Source organism: Kitasatospora sp. NPDC036755, assembly GCF_040636595.1.
Lineage (GTDB): Bacteria > Actinomycetota > Actinomycetes > Streptomycetales > Streptomycetaceae > Kitasatospora.
The window spans coordinates 1-26,588 of the sequence record NZ_JBEZUT010000043.1 but is presented as its reverse complement, the minus strand read 5'-3'; the positions used below and the strand labels follow the sequence as shown (position 1 = coordinate 26,588).

Genomic DNA, 26,588 nt, shown 5'->3' with positions numbered 1-26,588 from the left:
CTCGCCGTTCCGGGGCCGTGGCCCGGCGTCGGACGTGCCCGGCGGGTACCTGACGGGCGCCCGGCGGGGCCGGTGGGCGCCAGTGGGTGCCGGTGGGCGCCGGGGGGTTGTCGGTGGGCGCCCGGAGGGGTTCCTAGCCGCCGACCAGCGAGCTGATCAGCACGACGACCAACATCAGCACCAGGGCGCCGGAGACGATGCGCATTCGAGTCTTGGGGTCCACGGTCAACGAGCGTACCTCCGGCTCAGCGCGGACTCCGCCCGGGCCCTCCCCGGTCCGGCCCCGGAGCCTCCCGCGCGCCTCGGCCCCGGTCCGCCAGAGCCCAGGAGCCCAGCGACTCGTAGTGCGCGGATCCGCCGCCCGGGTCGCTGCGCACCAGGTGCAGCTCGGCGGCCTCCCACTCCGGCCCCCGGTAGTCGGCCAGCGCCGCCACCAGGCCGTCCAGCTCGGCCGCCGCGACCCGCCGCACGGCCCGCCGGTGGCCCCGCGAGGAGCCCGCCCGGGCGAGGGTGAGGTGCGGGTGGAAGGCGAAGTCGTCGGTCGCCCCGGTGACCTCGGCGGTCGCCCCGGTCACGGCGTCGGCCAGTCGGCGCAGCGCCCAGGTCCGGCCCTCGACCCCGGCCCAGAGCACCCGGTCGCCGAACCGCCCCGCGCCCGCGATCCGCAGCCGGTGCACCGGGTGCACCTCGGCGACGGCGGCCAGTCCCGCCTCCAGTTCGGGCAGCCGCTCGGCCGGCACCTCGCCCAGGAAGGCCAGGGTCAGGTGCCACCCGTCGACGCCGGTCCAGCGCAGCCGGTCGGCCCCGGGGAGCTCCCGCAGCGGCGCGACCACCTCGGAGAGCCCCCGCAGCGCCTCGGCCGGCGGCAGCACCGCCACGAACAACCTCATGGCCCAATCTTCCCGCGCCCGGCCGTCTGGGGTAGAACGGTTTCCCATGAAGATCCGCAACGGGGGGCCCGCGGACGTCCCCGACATCCTGTCCCTGCTCGACGGCGCCGTCTCCTGGCTGGCCGCCCAGGGCCGCACCGGCCAGTGGGGCGACCAGCCGTTCAGCACCAACCAGGCCCGCGTCGACCAGGTCCGCTCGTACACCGAGGAACCCTTCCTGATCCGCCTCGCCGAGGACGAGGACGGCCGTACGGTCGGCTGCTGCGTGGTCTCCGAGGACCGCGGCCGGTGGATCCCCGCCGTGGACGAGCGCGAGCTCTACGTCCGCAACCTGGTCACCGACCGCGGCCGCAAGGGCTCGGGCATCGGCGCCGCGCTGATCGCCGACGCGGTCGAGGAGGCCCGTCGGCGCGGCATCGGCCTGCTCCGGGTGGACTGCTACGGCGGCGCCGACCGCAAGCTGGTCGGGCGCTACCGGGCGCTCGGCTTCACCGAGACCGTGACGTTCGAGGTCGAGCAGCCGCACGGCCTCTGGCCCGGCCAGGTGCTGGAGATCCGACTCTGAGACACCGCAGGCCCCCGGGCACCCCGGGGGCCTGACGTGTCGTCAGCAGGCCGTGGCCAGCTCCGACTTGCTCGCGCTCGCGGTCCGCGGCACGAAGGCGACCACCCGGCCGCCGCGGCCCGGGTGCAGGTCGAACCGCACCTTCAGGTCCGCGCTGCGGGCCAGCACCAGGCCGACCGCTCCGGCCGCCGCCGCGGACACCAGTCCACAGGCCAGCAGGCCGAGCCGGGGCCCGTACGAGGCGGTCACCCAGCCGACGATCGGGGCGCCGATCGGCGTGCCGCCGGTGAAGACCAGCACCAGCAGGCCCATCACCCGGCCGCGCATCTCGGGGTCGGTGGCCAGCTGCAGGGTGGAGTTGACGGCGGTGTTGAAGCTCAGCCCGAACACCCCGATCAGCGTCAGCAGCAGCGCGAAGGTCCAGTAGTCGGGCGCGAACGCGGCGACCACCTCCAGCGCGCCGAAGGCCAGCGCCGCGCCGACCAGCCGGCGCAGTCGCGGCACGCCCCGGCGGGCGGCGAGCAGCGCACCCGTCAGCGAGCCGATCGCCATCGCGGTGTTCAGCAGGCCGTACTGGCCGGCGCCCACCTTGAAGGTGTCGTACGCGAAGCCGGAGAGCAGCGTCGGGAAGTTGAAGCCGAAGGTGCCGATGAAGCCGGCCAGCACCATCGGCCAGAGCAGCTCGGGCCGCTCCTTGACGTACCGCAGGCCCTCGCGCAGCTGCCCCTTCTCGCGGGCGATCGGCTCGGTCGGGCGCAGTTCGCTCTCCCGCATCGCGAGCAGCCCGCCGATCACGGCGGCGAAGGACAGCGCGTTGACGGCGAACGCCCAGCCGCTGCCGACCGCGGCGATCAGCAGGCCCGCGACGGCGGGGCCGACCAGCCGGGCGGTCTGGAAGTTGGCGGCGTTCAGGCTGACCGCGTTGGCGAGGTCCTTGGGCCCGACCATCTCGGAGACGAACGCCTGCCGGGCCGGGTTGTCCACCACGGTGACCAGGCCGAGCAGCAGCGCGAAGAGGTACACGTAGTACGGCGTCACCACGCCGCCGACGGTCAGCACCGCGAGGCCGGCGGCCAGCAGGCCCATTGCGCCCTGGGTGCAGATCAGCAGCCGGCGCTTGGGCATCCGGTCCGCGAGCACGCCGCCGAACAGGCCGAGCAGCAGCATCGGCAGGAACTGCATGGCGGTGGTGATGCCGACCGCGAGCGGACTGCCGGTGAGGCTCAGCACGAGCCAGTCCTGGGCGATCCGCTGCATCCAGGTGCCGGTGTTGGACACCACCTGGCCGGCGAAGTAGTAGCGGTAGTTGCGAACGCGCAGGGAGGAGAACATCCCCCCGGGCCGGGTGAACTCGGCACCTGTGGGAGACGGTTGGGCCGAGTGGGTTCGGCCGGGAGCGGCGGGGTCCGCCGCGGTGCGTTCGTCGGGGTCGTCGTCGCCGTTGCCGGGCAGCCCCGTGGGGGCGGGTGCCTGGGCGTCGGCGGCCGCGGCTCCGGCCGCGGCGGGGTCGTTGGTCGGGTCGTCGGTACGGATGGCGGCGGCGCTGGCTGCGGCCGGCGGTGTCACGGTGGTCTCCCCTCGCGGCGCGACGGCCATGGCGGTGGCCGTCGCGCTCCTGGTGTCGGTGGTCGGTCCTGCGGTGATGCGGGCTCCTTCTCCTCCCGGCGGCCGGCCGGGTTCGGTGTGCCTAGAGGTGTGCGAGCTTGTAGAGCACGGGCGCGGCCTCCCTGAGGACGGCCCATTCCTCCTCGTCGAGCCCCTGGGCGAGCTCGGCGAGCCAGACGTTCCGGCGCCGGCGACTCTCCGCGAGGATCGTCTCGGCCTGCTCGGTGCTGCTGACGACCACCTGTCGGCGGTCCTCGGGGTGCGGTTCGCGCCGCACCAGCCCCTTCTCCTCCAGCATCGCGACGATCCTGGTCATCGAAGGAGGCTGCACGTGCTCCTTCCGGGCGAGCTCACCCGGCGTCGCCTTTCCGCACCGGGCGAGGGTGCCCAGCACTCCCATCTCGGTCGGACTGAGCGACTCCTCCACCCGCTGGTGTTTGAGTCGTCGGGAGAGGCGCATCGTGGACGATCGCAGCTGACTGATCGCTGCGAGGTCCTGCTCGGACATCTCGGGCATCTCTTTAGCTTACGTCATTACTCTCGCTAAGGAAAATGGGATCCGCCGCCGCGCCGGAGGGTCACCGCGGTGCCATATTGGGTCTTGGGCCCCAGCTCCCGACTCCCGGAAGGGCCGACCCGCCATGTCCGACCTCGCCACCGAGCAGACCGCGCAGACCGAGCGCGCCGAGCCGGGCGACACCGGCTTCGGCCGGCTCGCCATGGTCACCATCGACTGCGCCGACCCGGTCGCCCTGGCCTCGTTCTACGGCGAGCTGCTGGGGTGGGAGACCAGGCACGCGGACGAGCACTTCGCGATCCTGGACAACCCCGAGGGCGGCAGCCCGCTGGGCTTCGGACGGGTGACCGGGTACCGGCCGGAACCGTGGAAGGAGCCGGACGGTAGCAAGCACTTCCACCTCGACTTCTACGTCGACGACTTGGAGGCGGCCACCGCGAAGGCCCTCGCGCTCGGCGCCACCGAGCCCGCCTACCAGCACGGCCGCACGCTGCGGGTGCTGATCGATCCGGCCGGCCACCCGTTCGGGCTAGCCCCGCTGGAGTGAGCGCCGGGACGGTCCTGGGCGGATCCGGGGCGGTCCGGGCGGGTCCGGCACAGAACCCCGACGGTCCGGCGCAGAACCCCGACGGGTCCGGGGCGGCACCGGGGGGTGGTGCGCAGGCGGTGTCAGGGGTTGGTGCCGGGATCATGCAGGCCGCGTAAAGGCCCATCCTGACCTGCGACTTCACGAAACGCACGAACGTTGTGCGACTGCCGGGCAGTGACTACTCTCCCCGATTGTCAGGGGCACCACATGCCGGGCCCCGCTCCGCGGGCCCGCGTTCCCGCTCCGGTGCCCGTTGCCGCGCGCCTTCCCCGGCCAGCCGCGTCCGACCGCGTCCCGGTGCCCTCAGCCCTCGTCCAGGGAGCTCCATTGGGTGAGATCCACCACGCCGACCACGGCTGGGTGACCCCAGCGGTCTCGTACTTCGTCGCCTGCGCCGGCGCCTTCGTCGCACTGCGCGGCGCCCGCTGGGCCCTGGTCTCCCGCGGCCGCACCCGGGTCGCCTGGCTGCTGTTCGCCTCCAGCTCGCTCGGGGCCGGGATCTGGTCCATGCACTTCATCGCGATGCTCGGCTTCTCCGTGACCGGCGTCGAGATCACCTACCGGCCCTGGCTGACCGTGCTCAGCCTGCTGGTGGCCGTCGCCGTGGTCGGCATCGGGCTCTTCACCGTCGGGTACTGGCGGCGGCGCCCCGTCCTGGCGCTGATGGTCGGCGGGCTGACCACCGGCCTCGGCGTCGCCGCGATGCACTACCTGGGCATGGCCGCGATGGTCCTGCCCGGCCGGCTCGGCTACGACCGGACGACCGTGGCGGTCTCGGTGGCGATCGCCGTGGTCGCGGCCACCGCCGCGCTCTGGGCCGCGCTGAACATCCGGGGCACGCTCGCCGTCCTGGCGGCGGCGCCGGTGATGGGCGTGGCGGTCTGCGCGATGCACTACACCGGCATGGCGGCGCTCTCCGTCCAACCGGACTTCTCGCGCTCCACCGCGGACGGGGTGATGGCGCTCCAGTTCGTCTTCCCGCTCGGGGTCGGGCTCGGCTGCTACGTCTTCTTCGGCTCGCTGGCCTTCGCGGTCTCGCCGAGCCGACCCGACTCCCGGCCCCTGCTGGCCGGTCCGGCCGCCCCGCTGCCCCCGCGCACCCCCGCGGTTCCCGAGTGGGCGGCGCGCACCCCGGGCGGTCCGGACGACCCGACGGCCCCGCGGTCGCGGCGGCCGGTGGGCGGGGCGACCCGGCGCTGACGCCGGGTACGGGAGCGGGGGCCCGAGCGGCGTCCGGCCGGGCCCCCCACCCCGGCCGGGCGCCGCCCGACCCCGCCCGATCCCCGGCCGGGCGCCGCCCGATCCCCCACCCGATCCCCCGCCCGAGGCGCGCGCGGGGCGGGCCTACGAGGGCCGCCCGAGCAGCCCCGCCACGTGCTCCGGTGTGGCCACCGGGCAGACCTTGTGCACGAAGTCCCGCCGCAGCGCGTGGTACGGCTCGCCCGCCCGGTAGAAGTTGGCGTGCATCCGGCGCAGTTCCTCCGCCCGGTACTCGGCCAGCGGTTTGGCCTCCTCGTCGGCCGCGCGGCGGCGCTTCTTGTCCACCAGCCGTCCGGTGAGCTCCGGCGAGGCGGCGATCCGGTCCGCCTCACGGGCCACCCAGCGGCGGAACCCGGCCGCGTCCCCGCCGACCGTGCGGTCCACCAGGCCGATCCGGCGGGCGTGGTCCGGGCCGACCGGCAGCGCCTCGGAGGTGAGCCGCTCGGCCTGCTCGGCGCCGACCCGGCGGGGCAGGGTGTACGTCCAGTACTCGGAGCCGTACAGGCCCATCAGCCGGTAGTGCGGGTTGAGCACCGCCGACTCCCGGCACCACACCTCGTCGGCGGCGAGCGCCGCCATCAGCCCGCCGGCCGCCGCGTTCCCGGCCAGGGCCGCCACCGTCACCTTGTCCGTCGTGGTCAGCACCGCCTCGACGAAGTCGTCCATCGCGTTGATGTTCTCCCAGGACTCCAGCGCCGGGAAGGCCGCGCCCTGGATGACGTTCAGCTGGATCCCGTTGGAGTAGAAGTCCCGGGGCGCGCCGAGCACCAGCACCGAGGTCGGCCGGTCGGCCGCCTCCCGGTAGGCGGCGAGCAGCCGGCGGCACTGCTCGGTGCTCACCGCCCCGCCCGCGTGGGCGAATTCGAGGAAGCCGACCCGGCCCTCCTCGCGGTAGCGCAGCTCCGACCAGGTGTCCCGGCCGCTCGCCCGCTCCGGGTCCACCGGCACCTCGCGGACCCGGTACAGCTCGTCGGCGAGCACGGTGGCGGCCGGCAGCTTGAAGGTGGCCGGCCCGCCGGGGGTGCGGCGCGGGCGCAGCTGGGGTATCCACACCGCGCCGTCCACCGTGGCCCGGCAGATCGCGCCGTCCCGGGTGGCCAGCACGGCGCCGGGCACCGGGCCGCGCAGCTCGTCCTCCGGGTGGCCGCCGTGCAGGAAGAACTCCCGTCCGTACAGCTCGTCCAGCACACCGGGCTGGGAGTCGGCGGCGCGCAGCTTGCGCAGCACGGCGGCGGTGTCGTCCCGCTCCCAGTCGATCCGGCGGGACTCCTGGCGCAGGAGGGGCCGCGCCCGGCCGCGCACGTCCGGCCGGGCGTAGTCCAGCGGCTCGGGGGTGAACCGCCCGCTCTCGTACCGCTGGACGGCCAGCAGCACGGCCTCGACGGCGGCGTCGGCGAGCTCGCCGCGGTACAACTCGCTCTTGCCGCACGGGGGGACGGGGAACTCGACGGACGCCCAGATGTCACCGGCGTCCATCTCCTCGACGGCCTGCAGCACGGTGACGCCCCAGTGCTCCTCCCCCTCGGTGATCGCCCGGTCGAGCGAGGAGGGGCCGCGGTCGCCCTTGGGCCCCGGGTGCACGATCAGGACGGTCCGGGTCGACCAGATGTCCTGCGGGACGGCCTTGGTGAGCATCGGGCAGACGATCAGCTCGGGGTCGGTGCGGGCCACCCCGGCTCTCATCTGCTCGTCGCCGAGGGCGAGTTGGACGGCGACCCGGTGGCCGCGCTCGCGCAGCTCGGTGTGGACGCGCTGGGTCAGGCTGTTGAACGCGCTGGCGATCAGGAGAATGCGCAAGGAGGGCCTCCGGCGGGAACTGGGGTCGCGCGCAGGCGATGAAACCAGGGCATGGACACGTAATGATCACGGTCCGTGTTCCGGTGCTCTACTCTCACGCACCCCGCACACCTGTGCGCCGCGTTTCGCCGGATCTCCCCAAGTCCCCGTTCCCGCCGGGTACCCTCTCCCGCGCCGCCTCCCCGGCGCGGAGCCTGCCCGGCGCGGGAACCGACTAGCGCGGGAACGCCCGGCGGGCCCGCCAGGTGGTGTGCTCCCGGGAGACGGCGTCCTCCGCGTCGGCGGCCAGCCGGGCCCAGCGCGCCTCGGCGTCGGGCGCCTTGAGGTCCAGGTCGGACAGCTGGTTGCCGACGTTCTCCAGCTCGCGCGCGGCCAGCTGGTAGGCGGCGGCCAGCGGGCCGAGCTGCTTGAGCTGCGTCCAGGCGATGATCGCCGCGGCCGCGGCCGAGGTCGTGCCGAAGAGGTGCACCGGCAGCGCGCCGGTGGCCTGGGCGACGGCCGCCGCCGCGCCGACGATGATCAGCACCGCGACGCCCAGCCCCCAGGAGACCGCCTGGGAGTCGCAGGCCTCGGCCCGGGAGCGGTACCAGGTGCGCTGGCCCTCCACCCGGGTGCGCAGGTAGAGCGTGCGCCGGGCGGCCAGGCTCTCGGCGCGCTGACGCCGCATCTCCGGGGTGATCTCGGCGACGCTGCCGGGCGGCACGATCTCCGGGTCCTCGAAGGCCCGCAGCACGTCCTCGACCTGCAGCAGGTAGCCGCGGTCGACGTCGGCGGACTCGGCCTCGCCGTCGAACGGCCGGGCCCGGACGGTGTACTTCCAGGCCAGCGTCTTGACCGACTCGGCCGCCGCCCGGGCCTGGTACCAGCGGCCCTGCGGGTTGCCGCGCCGCAGCCGGGACCAGAAGTAGCCGGCCACCAGGAAGGCGGCGACCGAGAGCAGCGGCCAGAAGTCGAAGCCGCCCTTGTCGCCCGTGCTCGGGAACGACCCGATCACGGCGGCGACCACCAGCATCGAGATCAGTCCGCGGTACCAGCGCAGCGTCTCGCGCTGGCCGTCCAGCGAGGCCTTGTCCGCCGTCCAGAACAGCTCCGGCAGCAGCTGTGCCTCGACGCCCCCCGGCGGATCCTGTTGCACCATCGGTCGAGTCCCCTCCCCCTTCTCCGTCCAGCCAGTATTCCCTCCGCCAACTCGCCTACACGGGCGCCTTTTTGACAACTTCCGACCGGGGGCCGTTGTCCGGCCGCCCGGTAACCGATATAACCGGTTACATGCCGCTGCACTGGAAGCTCGTCATCGACTGCGCCGACCCGCACCGCCAGGCCGCCTTCTGGGCCGCCGCCCTGGAGTACACGCGGGAGGACCACGGCGCGCTGATCACCCGGCTGCTCGCCGCCGGCGCGGTCGGCCCGGAGGCCCTCACCGAGGTGGACGGCCGCCCGGCCTGGCGCACCCTGGCCGCCGTCCGCCACCCCGAGGACCCGTTCGACTCGGCCTCGGACACCGGCCTCGGCCGCCGCGTCCTGTTCCAGGCCGTCCCCGAGCCCAAGCAGGGCAAGAACCGGCTGCACCTCGACCTCCACCCCGGCCCGGACGCGCGCGGGGCCACCGTCACCCGCCTCGAAGCCCTCGGCGCCACCACCGTCCGGCACGTCGAGGAGCCCGGCGGCGCCTGGGCCGTCCTGCGGGACCCCAACACTTCTAACTTCCACTTCTGCACTGCTGCCTAGAAAGCCCCGCCCAGGCAGTCCTGGACGGGGCAGGGTGGTCCTAGCCGACCAGCTTTCGCAGCGTCGGGGCACAGTCGTCACAGCCCCAGACGGTCCACCCGGCGCCGGTCGGCTGCTCCACTGATCACCACGCGCTGGGGCAAGGGATCAGCCGTGGTACCTGCGAACCAGCGGCATCGGGTAGGGGATAGCCCCGCCCAGGCGGACCCGGACGGGGCAAGCGGCTAGGCCTGCCGGTAGTCCCGCCACCGTCGGGCAGCGTCGACCATGCGGGCCGTCCAGGGGTCCGGGTTCAGGCCGCCGATCTCGTCCCACATGCGGGCGTTGGCGACGGCGAACGCGTCGACCCCTTCGGCGGGGGCTTTCGCCCAAGCCGGGACCTGGGCGGCCCACTGTTCCGCGGACGCGGGCTCGTGCCCGAATGCGGTCAGCCAGAGCACCCAGTAACCGGCGTCCAGCCACGGAGCGCCCTTCGTGGCCCAACCCCAGTCAACGACGAGCGCACGGTCACCAGCCACCAGAACGTTGGTGTTGTTCCAGTCGGTATGGAGCAGCGCGTCCCCGGTGAAGTGGGCGCGGTCTTCGGGGCGGTCGACGTACCTCTCTAGACGCTGTTCCGCGTGCCGCAGCTCGATCGGAGGACAGGGAAGCCGTCCCAGCCGGCGGAGCACGTCAACGACCTTCGGAAGATCGGGTGAGCCGGGCCGGTAGTCGGCGTGGTGGCCGTCGACCGCTTCGAAGATCAGCAGATCCCACCCGCCGGCTTCGACCCGGGCGACCAGGGCGGGAGCGATCCCGTGGACGTAGGGATTCACTTCGGCTTCGCGTCGCTGGGTCCACGCCCAGCGGTGGTCGGACCGGCGCCCCTTCACGTAGTACTCGCCGGCTTGCGAGACGAGCCGGACGGCGATCTCGCTGTTGAGCCCTTCGCTTGCCGACTCGGTTTTCAGCGCGGGGCCGGTGCGCGCTTCGATTGCGGCCCGGACGTCGGGAGACAGCTCCGCGTACGGGATTCGACGGTTGGACACATTCATCCGTTCGCTTGATCGGGACGAGCCCCGGACGGGCCCCCTCAAAGGAGGGAAATCCCGTCCGGGGCAGTCACGCTAGTGCCGGGTTACACGTACGGGTTGTCGTCGCCGCACCCCGGCAGCGCGGCGGCGCCGAAGGACTCCGCGTCGTCGAAGAACGACAGCTCCTCGTCCCCCTCCTCGGTGCGGGTCGGGCTCAACTCGACCATGACAGCGGTCATGCTGCACTCTCCTTCTGTCCGTGTTGGCAGTAGTTCTTGAGTGGTGCCTTCGCCTCCTGGTAGCGCTTGGCCAGCGGCCGGCACACCGAGCAGGACTCGGAGAGCTGACAGCCGGAGCACCCACCGGTGCGAAGCATGAGGCCATCGGCGATTTCTCCGAGGCGGGACAGGGCGTGGACGCCCTGGGTCAAGTCGATCTGCTCGTCCCGGCCGACCTTGCAGATCGACGCCTTTCCGTGCGGGTCGACGTGGAAGAACGTGTGTCCGGCGTTGCAGCCTTCGAACCTGCCGGGCAGCTTCAGGTGCGCCGGGCTCTGGGACTTCAGCGGCGCACCCCCGCCGTAGATCGTGGGCGACATGTGGGTGTACTCGGTGTACGGCACTCCGAGTGCGTCAGCCATGTCGCGCATCTGAGCCTGTTCGGGCGCCGTCTGGGCCGTGATGATCAACGTCAAACGGACGGGAAGCCCGGCGTCGACCGCAGCCCGAAGACCCGCCGTGACACGCTTGTACGCCCCGCGGCTGTGCGTGAACGCGTCGTACGTCTCGGGTGTGGCGCCGTACAGGGAGACCGCCACCCGGTACGGCCTGGCGGACGCCAGCGCGGACAGGATCTCCGGCCGTGCGAGACGCGAACCGTTTGTCTGGACTTCGATCATCATTCCCAGGTCGTGCGCAAGCTGGGCGGAACTGGCGAAGTCGCGGTCGATCAGGGGTTCGCCGCCCGTCATCTGGAGCCAGAGAACACCCGCGTCCCTCATGGTCCGCAGCAGCGCCTGCTTGCCCGACTCGTCCAAGCCGGCGAAGGGGCGATCACCCAGGAAGCAGTGATCACAGCCGAAGTCGCACCCCTTGTTGATCTCCCAACTCGCCCGGCCGTGCCCGAAGACGGACGGTCGACGGACGAGAACGAGTTCGCCGATCGGCCGGTCCGGCAGCGAGATGCCCCACCGACGGTCAGCAGCGTCGACCAGCCAGGCCGGAACGGCGCCGCCGCGCTCCAGCTCCCGGAAGCGCCATTCGGGGAGCGTGATGCCTTCGAGACGGCCCGGTTTCAGCACGACGAACTTGCCCAGGAACGGGGCGGCGATCAACTGGTACATGGTCCCCTCCATTTCACGACGTCTGGCGGACGTCGAAGCTGTCGGATATCCGGACTCGGGTCGGCGGGCGGTGGAGCCGGCGGCTGTCGTAGCGGTTCTCCACCTTCACCGGGCCCGCGCAGGTGAACGACCGGTTCACCGTTCTCGATCCGGCGGATCAAGATCGTCGTGTTCCCGATCTTCCCGGTCACCGGGTCGGCGGCCTGGTCCCGGCGGACGACCGTCCAGCGGCGGTTTCGGCTGTCGTGGAAGCTCCCGCCGGGCGGCGGGAGTTGGAGCCGGAGAACGCATGTGTCGGGCTGGGGGCACTGGCATGTGGTGCTGTTCCCGACCGTGCGCACCACGTTCTCTACCGGTCCTGTGCCGGGCCGCTTCTTCGCTGCCATGGGTCAGCCGGCGGGCTGGCCGATGTACAGAAGGGGTTGCTTCAGCCCCTCTTTCAGGATGCCCAGGGCGACCCGGACGCGCGTCACCACGTAGGGATCGGCATGGCCGGCAACTTCGCCCAACCCCACCCACCGGTGCCCGCTGATCTCCCGGAACGCGCCAACCGGAACGCCCTGTTCGGCCAGCAGCTTCATCTCCAACAGGGAGGCGTTGCCGCCGTCGCAGACGATCGTCAGCCCTTCGGAGTCGCCGGTCGCCGGGTTGGCCGGGTGCTGGTCGACGCCCAGGTGATGGGTGATCTCCCGGCGCAGACCGGTCTGTTCGGCGAGTCCGCGCACCGCGGCGTCCGCCACCTGCTCGCCCTGGCGGACGTAGACCCCGGGCAGCAACAGACCGGGGTGGTCCTTGGGCACCGTCATGAGCAGCCGTTCGTACCCGTTCATGATCAGCGTTTCGGCCCTGAGCCAGCGTGCCGGCTGCCGACTTTCCGTCTGCGTCAAGGGAGTTCCCGTCGTGAGCATGGGGCGGGGTCTGAGTGCCGATCCCCCCTGTCCAGGTACATCGTCAGAACGTCCGGCCAAGGGGGACCGGCGTGCACATCCGGGATCCGAGCCCGGTGTGCGCCCGGCAGGGTCCGGACCATCAACGGACCTTCTACCGGGGGTTGAGGGGTGCCCCGGCCCACGATCGGAACTCGACTAACGATCGTGGGCACGGGGCCAGCGTGCGCCGGCCGGTTCGCCACGCGTTCCGGGGGCGCCCGACACAACGGAGGGCACTGGCACGTTCGGTCCATCGTGTCGGTGCTGGTCTTGGGGTGGTCCCGCCCATCCACAGCGGGGGTCGCGTACGGACGGGACCACCGGTCCCGCACCGGGCGTGTCCGCCACGGGCTGAGGTGTTGGCGGGGTGCGGGAGTTGGGCCCGTCCTGGCCGTGTGTACTGATCCCTTGGAAGGTCGGTGACAGCAACCAGGACGGGGGTCTTCAGGTGGTGGTCCCGCCCGCCCGTACGGGGGTTGGTGTTGCACGGGCGGACGAGACCACCGTTCCCGCACCCAACCGTTTCCGCCCAGTTGTTAGCCCCCGGGCGGGGTGCGGGAGTTGGAACCCGTCCCGAGCACAAAGTCAGCCATGACAGCGCGCTCGGGGCGGGGGTCTTCAGGGGGTTCGTCCAGGTGTCGGGGGGGTCACCTGGGCGTGGTCGTCGGTGCTCTCAGGCGACGACCGAGACGGCGTCCGGGTCGGTACGGCGCTTCATGCCGCAGACCTGAATCTGGTCGTCGTACGGGTGCTTCACGAGGTGTTCCGCCGGCAGGAGGTAGCCGAAGTGGCCGTTGGGGCACGTCCACTCGTCAAGGGCGTCCTGGTCCGGCTGGCTGGTGGCCGTCCCGTTACCCTGCTTCGGCCGGGTGATGGTGATCTTCTCGCCGTCCCTCGGGCAGCAGTCGGGCTTCGGGCCCGGGTCCGCGTCGGCCAGGGCGAGTTGTTCGCGATGCACGGCCTTGTGCTCGTCGTACGTCTTCGGCACGGCCTTCCTCCACTCGGTCTGACGGGCTTCCTTGCCGCACCACCGATCCTTGACGCTCAGATGGGCCAAAGCACCCCCGTAACCGAGACATGACGGCCGTCTACGCGCTAGCGTCCAAGAAAGCCCAAACGTCTGGGGGTTGACTCTTGAACATCGCTCTCCGACAAGGTATGGCGGACGCGAAACTCACTCCACGCCAACTGGCGACCCGCGTGGGCGTCACACCTAAGACCGTGGAACGCTGGCTATCGAACGCCGCGCTAGTACCGCACCAGAAGAACCGCAACGATGTGTGCGCAGCCCTGGGGGTTGATGAGCAAATGATCTGGCCCAACGCCGTCCGGGCGAACCTCAAGACCGGACACGACCGAGAGGTGTTCGCCGCCTACCCGTATCGATCGACCTGTCCGACGTCGGTATGGGCCAGCCTGATTGGTGACGCCGTAGATGACATCTTCCTGGCTGGATACACGAACTACTTCGTGTGGCTAGAGCAACCGGCCCTACACCTGACGCTAATGCGCAAAGCCGAGTCCGGATGTCGCGTCCGATTCCTTTTGGGCGACCCTGCCTCGGAGACCACGCGACAGCGCGAGCGTATCGAGGGTGTGGCACTGACCGTCTCGACCCGGATTCGAATCACCCTGGAACACCTGGAAAAGCTCTCCGGGGTCGAAGGCGTCGAGGCTCGGTTCAGCTCGCCCGATGATGGGCCAAACCACGTAGGTCTCTCGGTCTTCCGATTCGATCAGGACGCCCTGGTCACTCCACATCTGGCGAGGGTTGTTGGGCACGACTCCCCGATGATGCACCTTCGCCGATCGCAGGACGGTGGCATGTTCGATCGGTTCGTTGAGCATGCGGAAGAGCTATGGGACCGCGGCAGTCCGACTCACTAACCCGCAATGCAGAAGGACCCCCAGCGGGAATCCGCTGGGATCTGTTTCACCTGTCCATCTCCCCCGCCGGTTGGACCGCCTTCGTCGCGGGTGTTCGCGCTGGGGACTTCGCTCGGGACACCCTGACCACCTCCTAACCGGCGTTTCGACCCCCTTAGCAGGTGCCTTTCTCCGGGCCCCTCAGCACCGCTTCGCCTACGCGGCGCGACAGTTGATCACTGGGGGCGCCTGGGTCCGGCATCACACCCAGGGTGCGTGTTTCGAGCTGGGGCCAGGATCGCCGGCGGGCACGGCCAGGAACTTCCGGAACGTCCCGCCCAGCCAGCCGCACGAGCACGCAGTCAGAAGGGCGGACGCTGGTGGCCGAAGTCGCGGCGGGTCTTGGCGCGGTGGCAGCTCTTGCAGAGCACCTGAACGTTGTCGTCCACGTCCTGGCCTCCGAGGGCAAGCGGCTGCTTCCGCTTACTGTGCGACTGCCCGGTACAGCCAGCCTCGTAAGCCCGGTGGTGCTCGTCGCACCGACCGTTGCGGGTGGCCCACCCCCTGCAGTCAAGGCACCGTGTGCGCATGACTCCCCTCCCCCCCCTTGAGCCACGGATTACGTAATCCGTGGTACTGCGCCATGCTTCGCCACGTCTCGCCACCCCAAGTCGATCGAGACTTTGACTTATCGGAGGCCCGCCCTACCCTGTTGAGAACCAGGGGCGGGAGTGAAATGACTGAGAATCAGATCACCGGCAGTGAAGTCGAGTTCGTAGTCCAGGCGGAGATCATCAACGGCGGTATACACGTAGCGAAGACCGTCGATCCGAACAACCAGCTGAGAGGCGTCTATCGACAGGTCTACGTCGCAACGAGACGCGTAGTTGAGCACCTTCCTGAAGATGAGTCGAAGGAGGCGCCGCGCGAGCAACTGACAATACTGCAAAGTGAGATAACCAAGCTCCAAGAGGAGCTGGGCACGCTCGAAGCCGACGTAATGCTCTTTGCTCCCGTTGATACCGGCAAGGCATTTTGGGGGCTGAGGTGGGCCGTGCGCATTGCTGTTCTATCCGCTGAAATCGCACTATCCCACCCTGAGTCGGCGCCTTGGCTGACCCGCACCCGCGGTAATCTAGACTTCACACTGCACGAGTTCGCGCAGAGCATCCCCCGCAACCAGTAGCCCAACAGGCAAGCGGGGCCGCGTAAGCCCACGCCCCTTCCGGCTGTGGCTACTCGTGGGCGACGCGGCCCCTTCGCCGCACGACTCCGGCGGCAACCCCGGTAGCGCGGGGCTCGTGGTGCATGGGCGAAAGGAGACGGGGTGCTCAGACCACCTGCCGTAGAGGGGTGTGCGGCACTCCCCGCCTCCTACCTTCCCTAGAGCGCAACGACTTCCCGGGGGCTCCCCCCTGTTCCCCCCGTTCCCCAGGGCGCTGCGGCTCTGCCCCCTCTAGAGCGCAAGCCCTTCCAGTGGTGGCTTGGTGTTTGGGACGCCGATCCTGACTTCCCTATTTGCTTCTATGGTGTGTTGAGAACGGACGTCAAAACACCAAACACCATCGGCCCCGCTGTGGTATCTGATGTGCACACGACATCTAAGTGCCGGCTTCGGCATGACCAGAGCCGCCGCAGGAACATTCCGCGCATGGAGGTGGCGGCCTGCCTACGGGATGCCCCCTATCCTGAAGCGCTTCGGCGCGTGTCGGAGCGAAGCGCGCGACCGCTGAACAGGTGAATTTTCGGGGGTTTCAGCTGGTGGGGGCTTCCGAGGAACAGAGGCGGTCCGCAAGATCCTCAACTCGCGGGCGACATCTGCTGAACTAGCGGACATGAACCGACAGGCAGGCAGCACGAAGCGACCGCCCAGTTCGAACTCCGTTGGGGTGGGCTTCACTTGACCATCCAACGAATCCCCGCGTGGCTCATCACCGCAGCCACAGCGGGCGGCGGCACCCTCGTGGCACTGTTCAGCCGGCGGTGAATTCCCCTGCGGTCTTCCCGCTGTGCCACCGCAGCCGGCGCAAGAGAGCCCCGCCCGACCAGGGTGGTCGAACGGGGCTGTATGGGCCGTCAGGCGGCCAGCCGGACCTTGCTGTGGGCTACTGGGGCGTCTCTTCGGACGTCGGACTCCGCCTGCCGGGAGATCGCGGCAAGCTCTTCCACGGGGGCATCCAGCTCCCCGGACATGGTGAAGTCGACGCGTCGGAGGTCAAGCTTCCGCCACCCGCCGCAGGTTCCCTTTCGGACGTCGAGTCGGACTCCCGCGTCAACCAGCATGCTCCGGCGCTGGGCGGTGTCTGCGTCTTCCCACTCGTCCGCGTAGGTACGGCCTGTTGCCGTGCTGATGCGTTGCGGCTCGGTCTTCTCTCGGGACTCCAACTCGATCAGGCGACTGTCCAGGGCATCGCGGCGCTTCTCCCATAGCGAAAGCGCCGACTTCTGCTTTCCCTTTTCCTCCATGTGGGATTCATACTCTGCCATGGTGGCATTTATTTCAGGCTGGGGATCGTAGCCCGGAATCTCAACGACATGGATCATCGGCCCGGGCCCGGCCAGGCGCAGAAATTCAGAGGTCACATACTCATCCACCCAGTCGTGCCGAATATAGGCGGGCTGATCGCATTTCACGCCGCGCGAATATGCGCCGCACCCATAAGTCGGGTGCTGCGTCGACTTGCTTGCCTGCTGATTGAAGTACATGCGGCCATTGCAGTTGACGCAGTGAATTACCGCAAGCAGCAAGGCATTTGAGTCCGTTCGCTCGCTGGGGTATTGCGTCGACCGCGAGTCGAGAACCGCGCCAACCTGATCAAATTCCTCGCGCGTCATGATCGGGTCCAGGGTGTCCATAATCGGGCTGCCCTGGCTGTCGCGGACGGGCTTCCCCCTATGCATCTTCCAGCCTAGAAGCGTTTCATTACGGAGCATGCGAGTAATCACACTCGGAGTCCACTTGAACCGATCCCGCTTTAGACCCTTGACCCCTCCGGTATTTCCACCGGTTTCACGACCGCTCTTCACAGCCCAGTGATCCCGCGGCGTGGAAATGTTATCCAAATTAAGGCCGACGGCAATTGCGGAAACCGTTTCCCCTTCCAGCAATTCACGGATAATGCGCTCAATGACCTTGACCGCATCGGGGTCCGGAACAAGCGTCCAACCCGTGCCGCCGTGCTCCTCGGGCATGGGGGCGGGCATGTAGCCGTACGGCGGGCGACCACCGCCACGCCAGCGAAGGGGCATGGTCCGCAACGCGGCCTGGGGCCGGTCACGCGGTCGCTGATGCTCTGGGCTTCGAACTGCGCCGCGAACGCCAGCATGAAGAGCTGGAGTTCGGCCATGGGGTCCATGGCGTTGCGGAAGTCGAAGACCTGTCGGCCCCCGCCGAGTCCCTCAGCGAAGATCAGGACTTTGCGGTTTGCGCGCGCCCAGTTGGCGAGCGCGTACATGTCCTGCATCGACCGAATCGCGCGGTCGAAGCGCCACCAGACAAGGGCGTCGTACGTGCTGGGGTCGTTCAGCCAGCCGGCAAGCTCCGGACGCTCCCACGGCGATGTCTTCGACGCGCTGACGTCCAGATCGACAGCTTCTCGAAGGGTGTCGCCCTGGCCGAAGTCGACGTGAAGCTCACCGGCTACGTAGTTGCATGCGTCGCGCTGTCGTTCAGGGCTGGTGGTCTCGTCGGTCAGAACCGAGAGACGGACGCACCGGACGCCCCGAAGGGTCTCGGTGAAGACCGTCCCGGCCAGAAGATTTTTGGTCTCATCGGTCATACCCCCCGGGGAGCGCAACGGCTTCCCGCGCCCCGCAGACGTGCCCCTGACCAGCGTTGCCGTACCCATGTCTCGGCCACTCCAGAACTACTAGTTCCGAGTGTTGGGGGACCCCGAGGGCAACGAGTTCTGCGTCCACTGACCAGCCCCCTCGGGAACGCCGAAGCCCCGCCCTCCCGGAGCCGGGAGGGCGGGGCTTCGTACGGCGGCGGGCCGTCAGAGCAGGCCGAAGGCCGGCATCAGGTAGTAGAAGGCGAACACCGTCGCCACCGCGTACATCGGGACGGGGACCTCGCGGCCGCGGCCGGCCGCCAGGCGCAGCACGCAGAAGGCGACGAAGCCCATGCCGATGCCGTTGGTGATGCTGTAGGTGAACGGCATCATCACGATGGTCAGGAAGGCCGGGATCGCGATCGTGTAGTCGGCCCAGTCGATCTCCTTGATCGAGTTGGCCAGGATCAGGAAGCCGACGGTGATCAGGGCCGGGGTGGCGGCCTGGGCCGGGACCATGGTGGCGAGCGGGGTGAGGAAGAGCGCCACCACGAAGAGCAGGCCGGTGACGATCGAGGCGAAGCCGGTCCGGGCGCCCTCGCCGACACCGGCGGTGGACTCGACGAAGCAGGTGTTGGCGGAGGCCGAGGTGGCGCCGCCGGCCGCGGTGGCGATGCCGTCGACCATCAGGACCTTGTTGATGCCGGGCAGGTCGCCCTTCTCGTCGAGCAGGTGGGCCTCGTCGGCCACGCCGAGGATGGTGCCCATCGCGTCGAAGAAGCAGGACATCAGCACGGTGAAGACGAACAGCAGGCCGGTCAGCACGCCGACCTTCTCGAAGCCGCCGAACAGGCTGACCTTGCCGACCAGCCCGAAGTCCGGCGCGGAGACCGGGTTGCCCGGCCAGGTCGGGACGGTCAGCCCCCACTTGAGCGCCGGGACGTCGGCCACCTTGTCGATGATCGCGGCGAGCGCGGTGGAGACCGCGATGCTGATCAGGATGGCGCCGGGCACCTTGCGGATCAGCAGGATCAGGGTGAGCACCAGGCCGATCACGAAGATCAGCACCGGGAAGCCGAGCAGGTGGCCGTTGCCGCCGAGCTGGAGCGGGACGGTGGTGTGGGCGGCGTCCGGGATGCGGCTGACGAAGCCGGAGTCGACCAGGCCGACCAGGCTGATGAACAGGCCGATGCCGATCGCGATGGCCTTGCGCAGGCCGAGCGGGACGGCGTTCATGACCCGCTCGCGCAGACCGGTGGCGACCAGCAGCATGATCGCGAAGCCGGCCAGCACGACCATGCCCATGGCGTCCGGCCAGGTCATCCTGGGGGCGAGCTGGAGCGCCACGATCGTGTTGACGCCGAGGCCGGCGGCCAGGCCGATCGGGACGTTGCCGATGACGCCCATCAGCAGGGTGGTGAGACCCGCGGTGAGGGCGGTGGCGGTGACCAGTTGGCCGCTGTCCAGGTGGGCCCCGGTGATGTCCGTGCCGCTGGCAAGGATGATCGGGTTCAGCACCAGGATGTACGCCATGGTGAAGAAGGTGGCGACTCCGCCGCGGATCTCGCGCGGCAGGGTGGAGCCGCGCTCGCTGATCCGGAAGAAGCGGTCGACGGCGCTCGTGGGGGGCTTGGGCGCGGCGTCGGCGGGTTCGGGCGACTCGGTGGTCGGCTGGACCACAGGCATGTGCGTGCGTCCTCTGTGGGGGAGCTGAGGAGAGGGAGTGAACGCCCGGTGCGACGGTGGCCGGGCGCAGATCTTTAAGTATGGTTTCCGGATCGCACACGCGCTATCTTCGCGCGTAGAGCCTGCCGAGGGTCGCAACACCCGCGAAGCCGCCCCGCCGCACCGTACGCTAGGCCCCATGCCCAAGACGCCACTGCACCCCTCGCCCCCTCCGCTGGAGGCCAACGACGTCGCCATCGTCGGCGGCGGCACGGTGCTGTGGTTCGTCGCCTTCCTCGCCCTGCTCCCCTTCCAGGGCAGCCTCTCGGCGCACGGCCACGGCACCTGGCCCTGGATCTGCCTCTCCGGTGGGCTGCTCGGCCTGATCGGCCTCTGGTACTGCCGCGCCCGGCGGGACGCGATCGCCCGCAGCCGCGCCGCCGAGGCCGCCGGAGCGGCCGAGCACGAGGCCGGCTAGCGGAGCGCGCGGCCCCGGCGCACCGTCGGACGCGGGGCCGGCGGCGACGGCCGGAACCCGGCCACCCGGTCGGACTGAATAGTCCTTTAGTAGCACGCATCGGACATAAGGCGCCCGTAGAGTCGGTGCCATGACGCAGCCTGCCCAACCAGCGGAAGAGCGGCCGACCGACCGAGACCGCCCGGACGGAGCACACCCCCTCGGCCTGCTGCCCGGCCGGCGCGGCGGCCTGACCGCCGCCGAGGTGGCCGAGCGGGTCGCGAAGGGCCAGGTCAACGACGTCCCCGTACGGTCCAGCCGGTCCACCAAGGAGATCGTCAGGGCCAACGTCTTCACCCGCTTCAACGCGATCATCGGCGTGATGTTCGGGATCATCCTGATCGTCGGTCCGATCCAGGACGGCCTGTTCGGCCTGGTCATCGTGGCCAACACGGCGATCGGCATCATCCAGGAGCTGCGCGCCAAGAAGACCCTGGACAGCCTGGCCCTGATCGGCGAGGCCCGCCCCCAGGTCCGCCGGGACGGCTCCGCCCGCCAGATCGGCGTCTCCGAGATCGTCCTCGACGACACCGTGCTGCTCGGCATCGGTGACAAGGTGATCGTCGACGGCGAGGTCACCGAGGCGGACGGCCTGGAGATCGACGAGTCGCTGCTCACCGGCGAACCCGACCCGGTCCTCAAGCAGCCCGGCGACCCGGTGATGTCCGGCAGCTTCGTGGTGGCCGGCGCCGGCGCGTTCACCGCCACCAAGGTCGGCCGCGAGGCCTACGCGGCCCAGCTGGCCGAGGAGGCCAGCAAGTTCACCCTGGTGAAGTCGGAGCTGCGCACCGGCATCGACAGCATCCTGCGGATCATCACCTACCTGCTGATCCCCACCGCCCTCGGCCTGATCATCAGCCAGCTGGCCGTCGAGGGCCGGGACTGGAAGGAGGCCGTGCGGCGCATGGTGGCCGGCATCGTGCCGATGGTCCCCGAGGGGCTGGTGCTGCTGACCTCGGTCGCCTTCGCGATCGGCGTGGTCCGGCTCGGCCGCAAGCAGTGCCTGGTCCAGGAGCTCCCGGCGATCGAGGGCCTGGCCCGGGTGGACACCGTCTGCCTGGACAAGACCGGCACCCTCACCGAGGGCGGCATGGACGTGGTCGACCTGCGGATGCTCTCGAACGGGGAGCCCGCCGCCGCCACCCCGGAGACCGTCCGGCACGCGCTGGCCGTGATGGCCGGCGCCGACGCCCGTCCCAACCCCTCCATGCAGGCGGTCATCGACGCCTACGGGCGCGGCGACGCCGGCACCGCCCCGGACCGCGACGGCTGGCGGGTGATCGAGGCGATGCCCTTCTCCTCCGCCCGCAAGTGGAGCGGCGTGCAGCTGCTGGAACCGCAGGGCGGCGAGGCCAGCTGGCTGCTCGGCGCGCCCGACGTGCTGCTGCCCGCCGGACACCCGGCCCTGGCCGAGGTCGACGAACTGGGCGCCCGGGGCCTGCGGGTGCTGCTGCTGGGCCGCACCCCCGTCCCGCTGGACTCCCCCGACCCGGCGGCCGACCTCACCCCGCTCGCCCTGGTGGTGCTCCAGCAGCGACTGCGCTCGGACGCCGCCGAAACCCTGCGCTACTTCGAGGGCCAGCGGGTCCGGGCCAAGGTCATCTCCGGCGACGCGGCGGTCTCGGTCGGCGCGGTCGCGGGCCACCTGGGCCTGCCCGGCGCCGACCACCCGCTGGACGCCCGCACCCTGCCCACCGACCCGGAGGAGCTCGCCGAGACCGCCGACCGGACCAGCGTCTTCGGCCGGGTCACCCCCCAGCAGAAGCGCCAACTGGTCGGGGCGCTGCAGTCCCGCGGCCACACCGTGGCGATGACCGGCGACGGCGTCAACGACGTGCTCGCGCTCAAGGACGCCGACATCGGCGTGGCGATGGGCACCGGCTCCGACGCCACCAAGGCCGTCGCCCAGATCGTGCTGCTGAACGACTCCTTCGCCTCGCTGCCGTCGGTGGTGGCCGAGGGCCGCCGGGTGATCGGCAACATCGAGCGGGTCGCTTCGCTCTTCCTGGTGAAGACCGTCTACTCCGTCCTGCTGGCCCTCCTGGTGATCTTCACCCACTCGCCGTACCCGTTCCTGCCCCGGCACTCCACCGTGCTGTCCTCGCTGACCATCGGCATCCCCGCCTTCTTCCTCGCGCTCGCCCCCAACAACGAGCGGGCCCGCACCGGCTTCGTGAAGCGCGTGCTGCGGCTCGCGATCCCCGGCGGCGCGATCGCCGGCACCGGCACCTTCGTCGCCTACACGCTCGCCCGCGCCGACCACGCGACCGACCTCAAGGCCGACACCAGCGTGGCCACCCTGACGCTCTTCCTGATCGCCATCTGGGTGCTCGCCATCGTCGCCCGCCCCTACAACTGGTGGCGCCTGCTGCTGATCGGCTCCATGGGCGGGGCCTTCGCCCTGGTCCTGCTGGTGCCCCCGCTGAAGACCTTCTTCGACCTCTCCCTGGTCGGCTTCCGCGATCCGCTGACGGGCGTCGCCATCGCGGTGGTCTGCGGCATCGCCCTGGAGATCGCCTGGCGCGTCATGAAGCGCCGCGGCACGGAGTGACGCGGCACGGAGTGACGCGTCCGCCGGTACGGGGCGGCGCGCCCTCGGCACGGAGCGGCGCGCGCCCCTCGGCGGCTTGCGTGACAAGGCCGTGCCCCCACCACGATGATGGGCACCGGGAGGGGGTGCCGAATGGCGCGCAAGGGTGGGGATCTGGAGGCGTTCGTCGCCTTCCTGGGCGGACTGCTGGCGGCCGGACTGGCCGGACTGGCGATGGCGGGTGTCGGCCTGGCCGTCCGGCCGACACCCGCGCTGCGGAGCGCCGCGCTGGTGACGCTCGGCGCGGTCTGGCTGACGGCCACCACCACCGTCTACTGGCGGCTGCGGGCGCGCACCCGCTGAACCCGGCGGGCGCCCGCGCGCGGACTCGGCCCCGCACGCGGGCGACTCGGCCCGCACGCCCCGGGCTCAGCCCTCGAAGTCGCGGGCGGCCGAGAGCTCGTAGGCGCGGTCCGGCTCGCTCAGGGCGGCCAGCACCTCGAAGCGGCGGTGCCACTGCCCGACCGACCAGGCCAGCCCGGCGGCGAGGCCCTCCGGGGTGGCCGCGTGCAGCAGACCGGGCACCGGCGGGACGTCGAACTCGTCGTCCTCGTCGCCGGCCTCGGCCAGCTCCGGGTCGTACGGCGGCTCCGGGCTGTCCGCCCCGGTGTCCCAGCGCCAGTCCACCGACGCCTCGCCGCCGTCCGGCCCGACGACCAGCAGTTCCTCGTGCTCCTCGTAGGCGACCGGGCAGCCGGGCAGCAGCTCCCGCACCACCGCCGGGACCCGGTGCAGCACGCCCTCGGAGAGCACCCGGCCGCCCGCCACCTCGCTGGCCAGCGACACGTGCAGCCGCTCGGCGAGGTCGGCGGCCAGCGCCGGGGCGACCGGCAGCAGCGGGTACGGGTGCAGCAGCTGGACCAGGTCGGGGGCGTCGGCGACGACCGCCTCGGTGGCGTCCACCACCACCGTGTGGGCCGGCCGGCGCCCGGTCTCCGGGTCCAGCGGGGGCAGCGCCCGCACCACGTCCAGCGGCTCGATCCGCTCGCGGTCCACCCGGGCCAGCGCGGTGTGGATGCCGTGCAGCTGGCGGTGGCCGACCTCGGCGTCCGGGTCGGTCATCCGGTCCAGCACCTCGTCCGGCCCGTGCGGCTCGGCGAGCAGCGCGGCCAGCGTGGTGCGCACCCCGAGCGCGTGCAGGAACTGCTCGTCCAGCGCGGTGCGGGCCTCGTCGTACAGCCCGCGCAGCAGCGGGTCGGCCCCGGCGGCGCGCAGGCCGGCCGGCTCGCGGCCCGCCAGCACCGGGTGGTCGCGCAGCCACCACGCGGTGTACGGCGGCAGGTCGGCGTACGAGCCGTCCGGCAGCAGGGTGCGCACCGGGGCGACCACGGCCTCCCGGTACGGCGGGCGGGCCAGCGCGGCGAGCGCCTGCGGCCAGGCGTCGTCGTCCACCAGGTCGAGGTCCCGCACGGCCAGCAGCTCGGCGGCCACCGGCGGGACGCCGACCGCCTCGTCGGCCTGGAGCGCCTCCAGCGCGTCCTCGGCCCACTCGGCGAGCCCGTCCGGCGCCTCGTCCAGCAGGCCGGTGGGGTGGCCGCCGGCCGCGCGGTCGGCCGGGACGGTGGGGTCGAGCCGCTCCAGGTCGTCCGGGTCGAGCACCACGTCCTCGGCCCGCACCAGCACGAAGCCGGCCAGCACGCCGACGGCGGCGAGCACCTCCGGCCCCCAGCGCTCCAGCAGCTCGTCGTCCACCCAGCCGGCGTCCTCCTCGCGGGCGAGCGCGGCGAACGGGCTGCCGGGCAGCACGAGTTCGCCGGCCCGGGCGGGCTCGCCCTCGTCGTCGAGCAGCGCCAGCCGGGCCAGCCACGGGTGGGCACCCGGCTCCGGGGCGGCGGCCTTCACCAACGCCAGGACGGCGTCGGCGAGTTCGAGCGCCGCGTCGAGGTCGTCCTCGGCCAGCTCGTAGGAACGGGCGACGGCGGCCCGCACCTCGGGGGTGTCCAGCACGCCGGCCGGGGTGGCGGTGCCGGCGCCGAGCTTGGCCAGCAGCGGGTGGGCGGCCTCGGGGTGGGCCAGGCGCAGGTCGAGCGCGGCGAGCGCGCCCGCGAGGGACTCGGGGTAGCCGGGGAAGGCCGCCCAGTCGGCGTCCTCGGAGGGCAGCAGGACGCGCCGCGGCCCGGTGACCGTCCGCCCGTCGGCGAGCGGGACGGGCAGCGCGCCGAGCGCCTCCGGGTCGGCCGCGCCGAGCGCCGCGTACAGGTTGCGCCACCAGGCGGGCTCGCGGTCCAGGCCGCCGAGCTGGTCCACCACCTCGGCCAGCGGCACCCGGCGCACGTTCAGCACCCGCAGCTCGGTGCGGCGCTCCAGTCCGGCCGGCAGCAGCCCGGGGAAGATCGGCGAGAGCGCCTCGACCACCGAGCCGTCCGCGCCCTCCAGCAGCGTCGCGTCCCGCGGCCGCAGGGCCGGCGTGCCCTCCTCGACCGGCGCCGGGTGCGGCAGGAACGGCGTGCCGGGCAGCCGGGAGAGCACCGCGGCGCGCAGCGCGTTGTCCAGCGCCCCCTGGCCGAGCGGGGCCGGGACGAGGCCGAGCGAGCCGAGGTCGGCGCCGCGGGCGCGCAGCAGATCGGCGTAGCTGTCGGCGGCGCGCTCGGTCAGGAAGTCGGCCAGCGGGCCGGGCGCGACGTGCCGGCGGGTGGAGTCCAGCGGGTAGGAGGCGATCAGCAGCGCGGGCAGGCCGACCGGCTCGTCGCTGGGGGTCGGCGCGTGCAGCACGGAGGCGATCCCGGGCCGCTGCGGGGCACCGTCCGGGCCGACCGGGACGGCCCAGGTCACCGTCCAGTACGGGCGGGCGCGCTCCTCGGTGGGCCGGTCGACCAGCAGCTCGGCGGAGAGCGTGCCGGAGGTGCCGGCGGTCTGCCAGACCGTCTGCCGCGGCCGGCCGCCCGCGTCGTCGGTGACGGTGACCTCGGTGACCCCGTCCGGGCGCGGCTCGGCGGCGTCCCGGGTGAGCGTCCGGGTGCCGTCCGGGGTCTCCACCACGACCTCGCGCAGACCGGGCAGGGTGAGCAGCAGCGCGTCGTCGATCCCGGCCAGCAGGCGGCGGGTCAGGTCCTCGGCGGCGGCGTCCCGCAGCGGCAGCACGACCACCGTGTCGTAGCCCTCGGGGGCCGGGCCGTCGGCCGCGAACGGCAGCCGCAGCAGCGGCACGTGGCCGTCCCGGCGGCGCAGTTCCTCGGCCAGCTCGGGCCGCTCCCCGGCCATTGCCCGCGCCTCGCCGAGCGACCAGCGCACGCCGCCGGTGGCGCTCAGCACGGCGGGCTCGTCGGTGACCGCGAGGACGGCGGCGAAGCCGACCCCGAACCGGCCGACGGCGGGCGCCTCACCGCGCTTGGAGGAGGCGCGCAGGGTCGACAGCGACTCGACGGCGGCCGCGTCCAGCGGGGCGCCGGTGTTGGCGGCGGCGAGCACGCCGTCGGCGAGGGTCAGCCGCAGCCGGCCGGGGCCGTGCCCGGCCCGGACCGCCGCGTCGGCCGCGTTCTGCGCCAACTCGACCACCAGGCGGTCCCGGTAGCCGCCGAGCGCCAGCTCCTCCTCGGCGTTGGCGTCCTCCCGGAACCGGGACGGCGAGGCGGCCCAGGCGTCCAGCACCCGCCGGCGCAGCGCGGCGCTCCCGAAGGGGTCCGCGAGGTGCTCGTCCGTGCCGCTGCCGATGATCCGAGGTTCCACTGGACCTGCCGCCTTCCGCTGCCCTGTTCGTCGTAGGGCATTCTTCCCTGCCCCACTGACTGCTCCCGACCACGGACCCCGCCGCCGACGGCCCGGGGACGACGCCGGCGGCGCACCTGACGGTTCCTCCGCCGGCCGTCCGACGGCCCGGGGGCTCCCCGACGGGCGGTGCCGCCGGGGCCGGCCACCGTCTGCGCCGAACCCGGAGACTCCGGCGGGTCGTTCATCTCCGGCGACCAGGCCCAGGGGGTGACCTCCGGCGGCTCCGGCGACTGCGCC

At 71.7% G+C, this 26,588-nt stretch carries 24 protein-coding genes and 1 pseudogene; 10 read left to right on the top strand and 15 right to left on the bottom strand.

Annotation, left to right across the window (positions count from 1 at the left end; translation table 11 throughout):
* Positions 1–245: 245 nt before the first annotated feature.
* Positions 246–890, bottom strand: a complete 645-nt coding sequence (thpR, locus tag AB0E96_RS09600; RefSeq protein WP_359820640.1) for an RNA 2',3'-cyclic phosphodiesterase — start codon at positions 888–890, stop codon at positions 246–248.
* Between the two features lie 46 nt (positions 891–936).
* Between thpR and AB0E96_RS09595 the strand changes: the two genes are divergently transcribed.
* Positions 937–1,455 (top strand): GNAT family N-acetyltransferase, encoded by a 519-nt coding sequence (locus tag AB0E96_RS09595; protein WP_359820638.1) that lies wholly within the window; start codon positions 937–939, stop codon positions 1,453–1,455.
* 42 nt (positions 1,456–1,497) lie between these two features.
* Here the strand turns inward: AB0E96_RS09595 and AB0E96_RS09590 are convergent, their stop codons facing one another.
* Positions 1,498–2,787, bottom strand: a complete 1,290-nt coding sequence (locus AB0E96_RS09590) for an MFS transporter (RefSeq protein WP_359820658.1) — start codon at positions 2,785–2,787, stop codon at positions 1,498–1,500.
* A gap of 355 nt (positions 2,788–3,142) precedes the next feature.
* On the bottom strand, positions 3,143–3,577 hold the full coding sequence (locus tag AB0E96_RS09585; RefSeq protein WP_030235202.1) for a MarR family transcriptional regulator: 435 nt from the start codon (positions 3,575–3,577) through the stop codon (positions 3,143–3,145).
* A gap of 124 nt (positions 3,578–3,701) precedes the next feature.
* On the opposite strand from AB0E96_RS09585, the gene AB0E96_RS09580 reads away from it, so the two are divergent.
* Together AB0E96_RS09580 and AB0E96_RS09575 are read left to right on the top strand one after the other, a co-directional pair.
* On the top strand, positions 3,702–4,124 hold the full coding sequence (locus AB0E96_RS09580; protein WP_359820634.1) for a VOC family protein: 423 nt from the start codon (positions 3,702–3,704) through the stop codon (positions 4,122–4,124).
* 369 nt (positions 4,125–4,493) lie between these two features.
* Positions 4,494–5,366: an MHYT domain-containing protein gene (locus tag AB0E96_RS09575; protein ID WP_359820631.1), complete on the top strand. Its 873-nt coding sequence runs from the start codon at positions 4,494–4,496 to the stop codon at positions 5,364–5,366.
* Positions 5,367–5,510: 144 nt separating this feature from the next.
* Here AB0E96_RS09575 and AB0E96_RS09570 read toward each other — a convergent pair whose 3' ends face one another.
* Both AB0E96_RS09570 and AB0E96_RS09565 read right to left on the bottom strand, forming a co-directional pair.
* Complete coding sequence (locus AB0E96_RS09570; RefSeq protein ID WP_359820628.1) at positions 5,511–7,223, bottom strand: hydrogenase maturation protein; 1,713 nt, start codon at positions 7,221–7,223, stop codon at positions 5,511–5,513.
* 214 nt (positions 7,224–7,437) lie between these two features.
* Positions 7,438–8,361 (bottom strand): DUF4231 domain-containing protein, encoded by a 924-nt coding sequence (locus AB0E96_RS09565; protein ID WP_359820626.1) that lies wholly within the window; start codon positions 8,359–8,361, stop codon positions 7,438–7,440.
* A 131-nt stretch (positions 8,362–8,492) separates the two neighbouring features.
* Here AB0E96_RS09565 and AB0E96_RS09560 point away from each other — a divergent pair, with 131 nt between their 5' ends.
* The gene (locus AB0E96_RS09560; protein WP_359820624.1) at positions 8,493–8,951 is read left to right on the top strand and encodes a VOC family protein; all 459 of its coding nucleotides are present in this window, start codon (positions 8,493–8,495) and stop codon (positions 8,949–8,951) included.
* A 224-nt stretch (positions 8,952–9,175) separates the two neighbouring features.
* Here the strand turns inward: AB0E96_RS09560 and AB0E96_RS09555 are convergent, their stop codons facing one another.
* The 5 genes from AB0E96_RS09555 to AB0E96_RS09535 all read right to left on the bottom strand — a co-directional run bounded on the left by AB0E96_RS09555 (position 9,176) and on the right by AB0E96_RS09535 (position 13,223).
* Positions 9,176–9,985: an aminoglycoside phosphotransferase gene (locus AB0E96_RS09555; RefSeq protein WP_359820622.1), complete on the bottom strand. Its 810-nt coding sequence runs from the start codon at positions 9,983–9,985 to the stop codon at positions 9,176–9,178.
* Between the two features lie 83 nt (positions 9,986–10,068).
* Positions 10,069–10,203, bottom strand: a complete 135-nt coding sequence (locus AB0E96_RS09550) for a hypothetical protein (RefSeq protein WP_359820620.1) — start codon at positions 10,201–10,203, stop codon at positions 10,069–10,071.
* The gene (locus AB0E96_RS09545; protein WP_359820618.1) at positions 10,200–11,306 is read right to left on the bottom strand and encodes a radical SAM protein; all 1,107 of its coding nucleotides are present in this window, start codon (positions 11,304–11,306) and stop codon (positions 10,200–10,202) included. The genes AB0E96_RS09550 and AB0E96_RS09545 overlap by 4 nt, the downstream gene beginning before the upstream one ends.
* A 389-nt stretch (positions 11,307–11,695) precedes the next feature.
* Positions 11,696–12,193, bottom strand: coding sequence for an NUDIX hydrolase (locus AB0E96_RS09540; RefSeq protein WP_359820615.1), 498 nt, complete (start codon positions 12,191–12,193; stop codon positions 11,696–11,698).
* A gap of 715 nt (positions 12,194–12,908) precedes the next feature.
* Positions 12,909–13,223 carry a hypothetical protein gene (locus AB0E96_RS09535; RefSeq protein WP_359820612.1) on the bottom strand — a complete coding sequence of 105 codons (315 nt, stop codon included), beginning with the start codon at positions 13,221–13,223 and terminating at the stop codon, positions 12,909–12,911.
* Positions 13,224–13,369: 146 nt separating this feature from the next.
* On the opposite strand from AB0E96_RS09535, the gene AB0E96_RS09530 reads away from it, so the two are divergent.
* On the top strand, positions 13,370–14,122 hold the full coding sequence (locus tag AB0E96_RS09530) for a DUF5919 domain-containing protein (RefSeq protein WP_359820610.1): 753 nt from the start codon (positions 13,370–13,372) through the stop codon (positions 14,120–14,122).
* A 341-nt stretch (positions 14,123–14,463) separates the two neighbouring features.
* On the opposite strand, the gene AB0E96_RS09525 is transcribed toward AB0E96_RS09530, so the two are convergent.
* Positions 14,464–14,691, bottom strand: a complete 228-nt coding sequence (locus AB0E96_RS09525; RefSeq protein WP_359820608.1) for an HNH endonuclease — start codon at positions 14,689–14,691, stop codon at positions 14,464–14,466.
* A 146-nt stretch (positions 14,692–14,837) separates the two neighbouring features.
* Between AB0E96_RS09525 and AB0E96_RS09520 the strand changes: the two genes are divergently transcribed.
* Complete coding sequence (locus AB0E96_RS09520; protein WP_359820606.1) at positions 14,838–15,287, top strand: hypothetical protein; 450 nt, start codon at positions 14,838–14,840, stop codon at positions 15,285–15,287.
* An 890-nt stretch (positions 15,288–16,177) separates the two neighbouring features.
* On the opposite strand, the gene AB0E96_RS09515 is transcribed toward AB0E96_RS09520, so the two are convergent.
* The 3 genes from AB0E96_RS09515 to AB0E96_RS09505 form a co-directional block, all read right to left on the bottom strand.
* A complete protein-coding gene (locus AB0E96_RS09515; protein ID WP_359820656.1) occupies positions 16,178–17,209 on the bottom strand; it encodes a recombinase family protein in 1,032 nt (343 codons plus the stop codon).
* Positions 17,125–17,880: a recombinase family protein gene (locus AB0E96_RS09510; protein ID WP_359820604.1), complete on the bottom strand. Its 756-nt coding sequence runs from the start codon at positions 17,878–17,880 to the stop codon at positions 17,125–17,127. Before AB0E96_RS09510 ends, AB0E96_RS09515 begins: the two co-directional genes overlap by 85 nt.
* A gap of 216 nt (positions 17,881–18,096) precedes the next feature.
* Complete coding sequence (locus tag AB0E96_RS09505; protein ID WP_359820602.1) at positions 18,097–19,557, bottom strand: NCS2 family permease; 1,461 nt, start codon at positions 19,555–19,557, stop codon at positions 18,097–18,099.
* Positions 19,558–19,735: 178 nt separating this feature from the next.
* Here AB0E96_RS09505 and AB0E96_RS09500 point away from each other — a divergent pair, with 178 nt between their 5' ends.
* The 3 genes from AB0E96_RS09500 (at position 19,736) to AB0E96_RS09490 (ending at position 22,946) form a co-directional block, all read left to right on the top strand.
* Positions 19,736–20,014, top strand: a complete 279-nt coding sequence (locus tag AB0E96_RS09500; protein ID WP_359820600.1) for a DUF2530 domain-containing protein — start codon at positions 19,736–19,738, stop codon at positions 20,012–20,014.
* Between the two features lie 130 nt (positions 20,015–20,144).
* The gene (locus AB0E96_RS09495) at positions 20,145–22,604 is read left to right on the top strand and encodes an HAD-IC family P-type ATPase (protein WP_359820597.1); all 2,460 of its coding nucleotides are present in this window, start codon (positions 20,145–20,147) and stop codon (positions 22,602–22,604) included.
* A gap of 132 nt (positions 22,605–22,736) precedes the next feature.
* Entirely contained in the window at positions 22,737–22,946 is a 210-nt protein-coding gene (locus tag AB0E96_RS09490) for a hypothetical protein (RefSeq protein WP_359820595.1), read from the top strand.
* Positions 22,947–23,012: 66 nt separating this feature from the next.
* On the opposite strand, the gene AB0E96_RS09485 is transcribed toward AB0E96_RS09490, so the two are convergent.
* Positions 23,013–26,309, bottom strand: a complete 3,297-nt coding sequence (locus AB0E96_RS09485) for a molecular chaperone Hsp90 (RefSeq protein WP_359820592.1) — start codon at positions 26,307–26,309, stop codon at positions 23,013–23,015.
* A 186-nt stretch (positions 26,310–26,495) separates the two neighbouring features.
* Between AB0E96_RS09485 and AB0E96_RS09480 the strand changes: the two are divergent.
* Positions 26,496–26,588: pseudogene (locus AB0E96_RS09480) on the top strand (trypsin-like serine protease); the annotation flags it as partial.

Coding starts and splice junctions, on each gene's coding strand:
- thpR (WP_359820640.1), bottom strand. CDS start 890: ATGAGGTTGTTCGTGGCGGTGCTGCCGCCGGCCGAGGCGCTGCGGGGG.
- AB0E96_RS09595 (WP_359820638.1), top strand. CDS start 937: ATGAAGATCCGCAACGGGGGGCCCGCGGACGTCCCCGACATCCTGTCC.
- AB0E96_RS09590 (WP_359820658.1), bottom strand. CDS start 2,787: ATGTTCTCCTCCCTGCGCGTTCGCAACTACCGCTACTACTTCGCCGGC.
- AB0E96_RS09585 (WP_030235202.1), bottom strand. CDS start 3,577: ATGCCCGAGATGTCCGAGCAGGACCTCGCAGCGATCAGTCAGCTGCGA.
- AB0E96_RS09580 (WP_359820634.1), top strand. CDS start 3,702: ATGTCCGACCTCGCCACCGAGCAGACCGCGCAGACCGAGCGCGCCGAG.
- AB0E96_RS09565 (WP_359820626.1), bottom strand. CDS start 8,361: ATGGTGCAACAGGATCCGCCGGGGGGCGTCGAGGCACAGCTGCTGCCG.
- AB0E96_RS09560 (WP_359820624.1), top strand. CDS start 8,493: ATGCCGCTGCACTGGAAGCTCGTCATCGACTGCGCCGACCCGCACCGC.
- AB0E96_RS09555 (WP_359820622.1), bottom strand. CDS start 9,985: ATGAATGTGTCCAACCGTCGAATCCCGTACGCGGAGCTGTCTCCCGAC.
- AB0E96_RS09550 (WP_359820620.1), bottom strand. CDS start 10,203: ATGACCGCTGTCATGGTCGAGTTGAGCCCGACCCGCACCGAGGAGGGG.
- AB0E96_RS09545 (WP_359820618.1), bottom strand. CDS start 11,306: ATGTACCAGTTGATCGCCGCCCCGTTCCTGGGCAAGTTCGTCGTGCTG.
- AB0E96_RS09525 (WP_359820608.1), bottom strand. CDS start 14,691: ATGCGCACACGGTGCCTTGACTGCAGGGGGTGGGCCACCCGCAACGGT.
- AB0E96_RS09520 (WP_359820606.1), top strand. CDS start 14,838: ATGACTGAGAATCAGATCACCGGCAGTGAAGTCGAGTTCGTAGTCCAG.
- AB0E96_RS09510 (WP_359820604.1), bottom strand. CDS start 17,880: ATGACCGATGAGACCAAAAATCTTCTGGCCGGGACGGTCTTCACCGAG.
- AB0E96_RS09505 (WP_359820602.1), bottom strand. CDS start 19,557: ATGCCTGTGGTCCAGCCGACCACCGAGTCGCCCGAACCCGCCGACGCC.
- AB0E96_RS09500 (WP_359820600.1), top strand. CDS start 19,736: ATGCCCAAGACGCCACTGCACCCCTCGCCCCCTCCGCTGGAGGCCAAC.
- AB0E96_RS09495 (WP_359820597.1), top strand. CDS start 20,145: ATGACGCAGCCTGCCCAACCAGCGGAAGAGCGGCCGACCGACCGAGAC.
- AB0E96_RS09490 (WP_359820595.1), top strand. CDS start 22,737: ATGGCGCGCAAGGGTGGGGATCTGGAGGCGTTCGTCGCCTTCCTGGGC.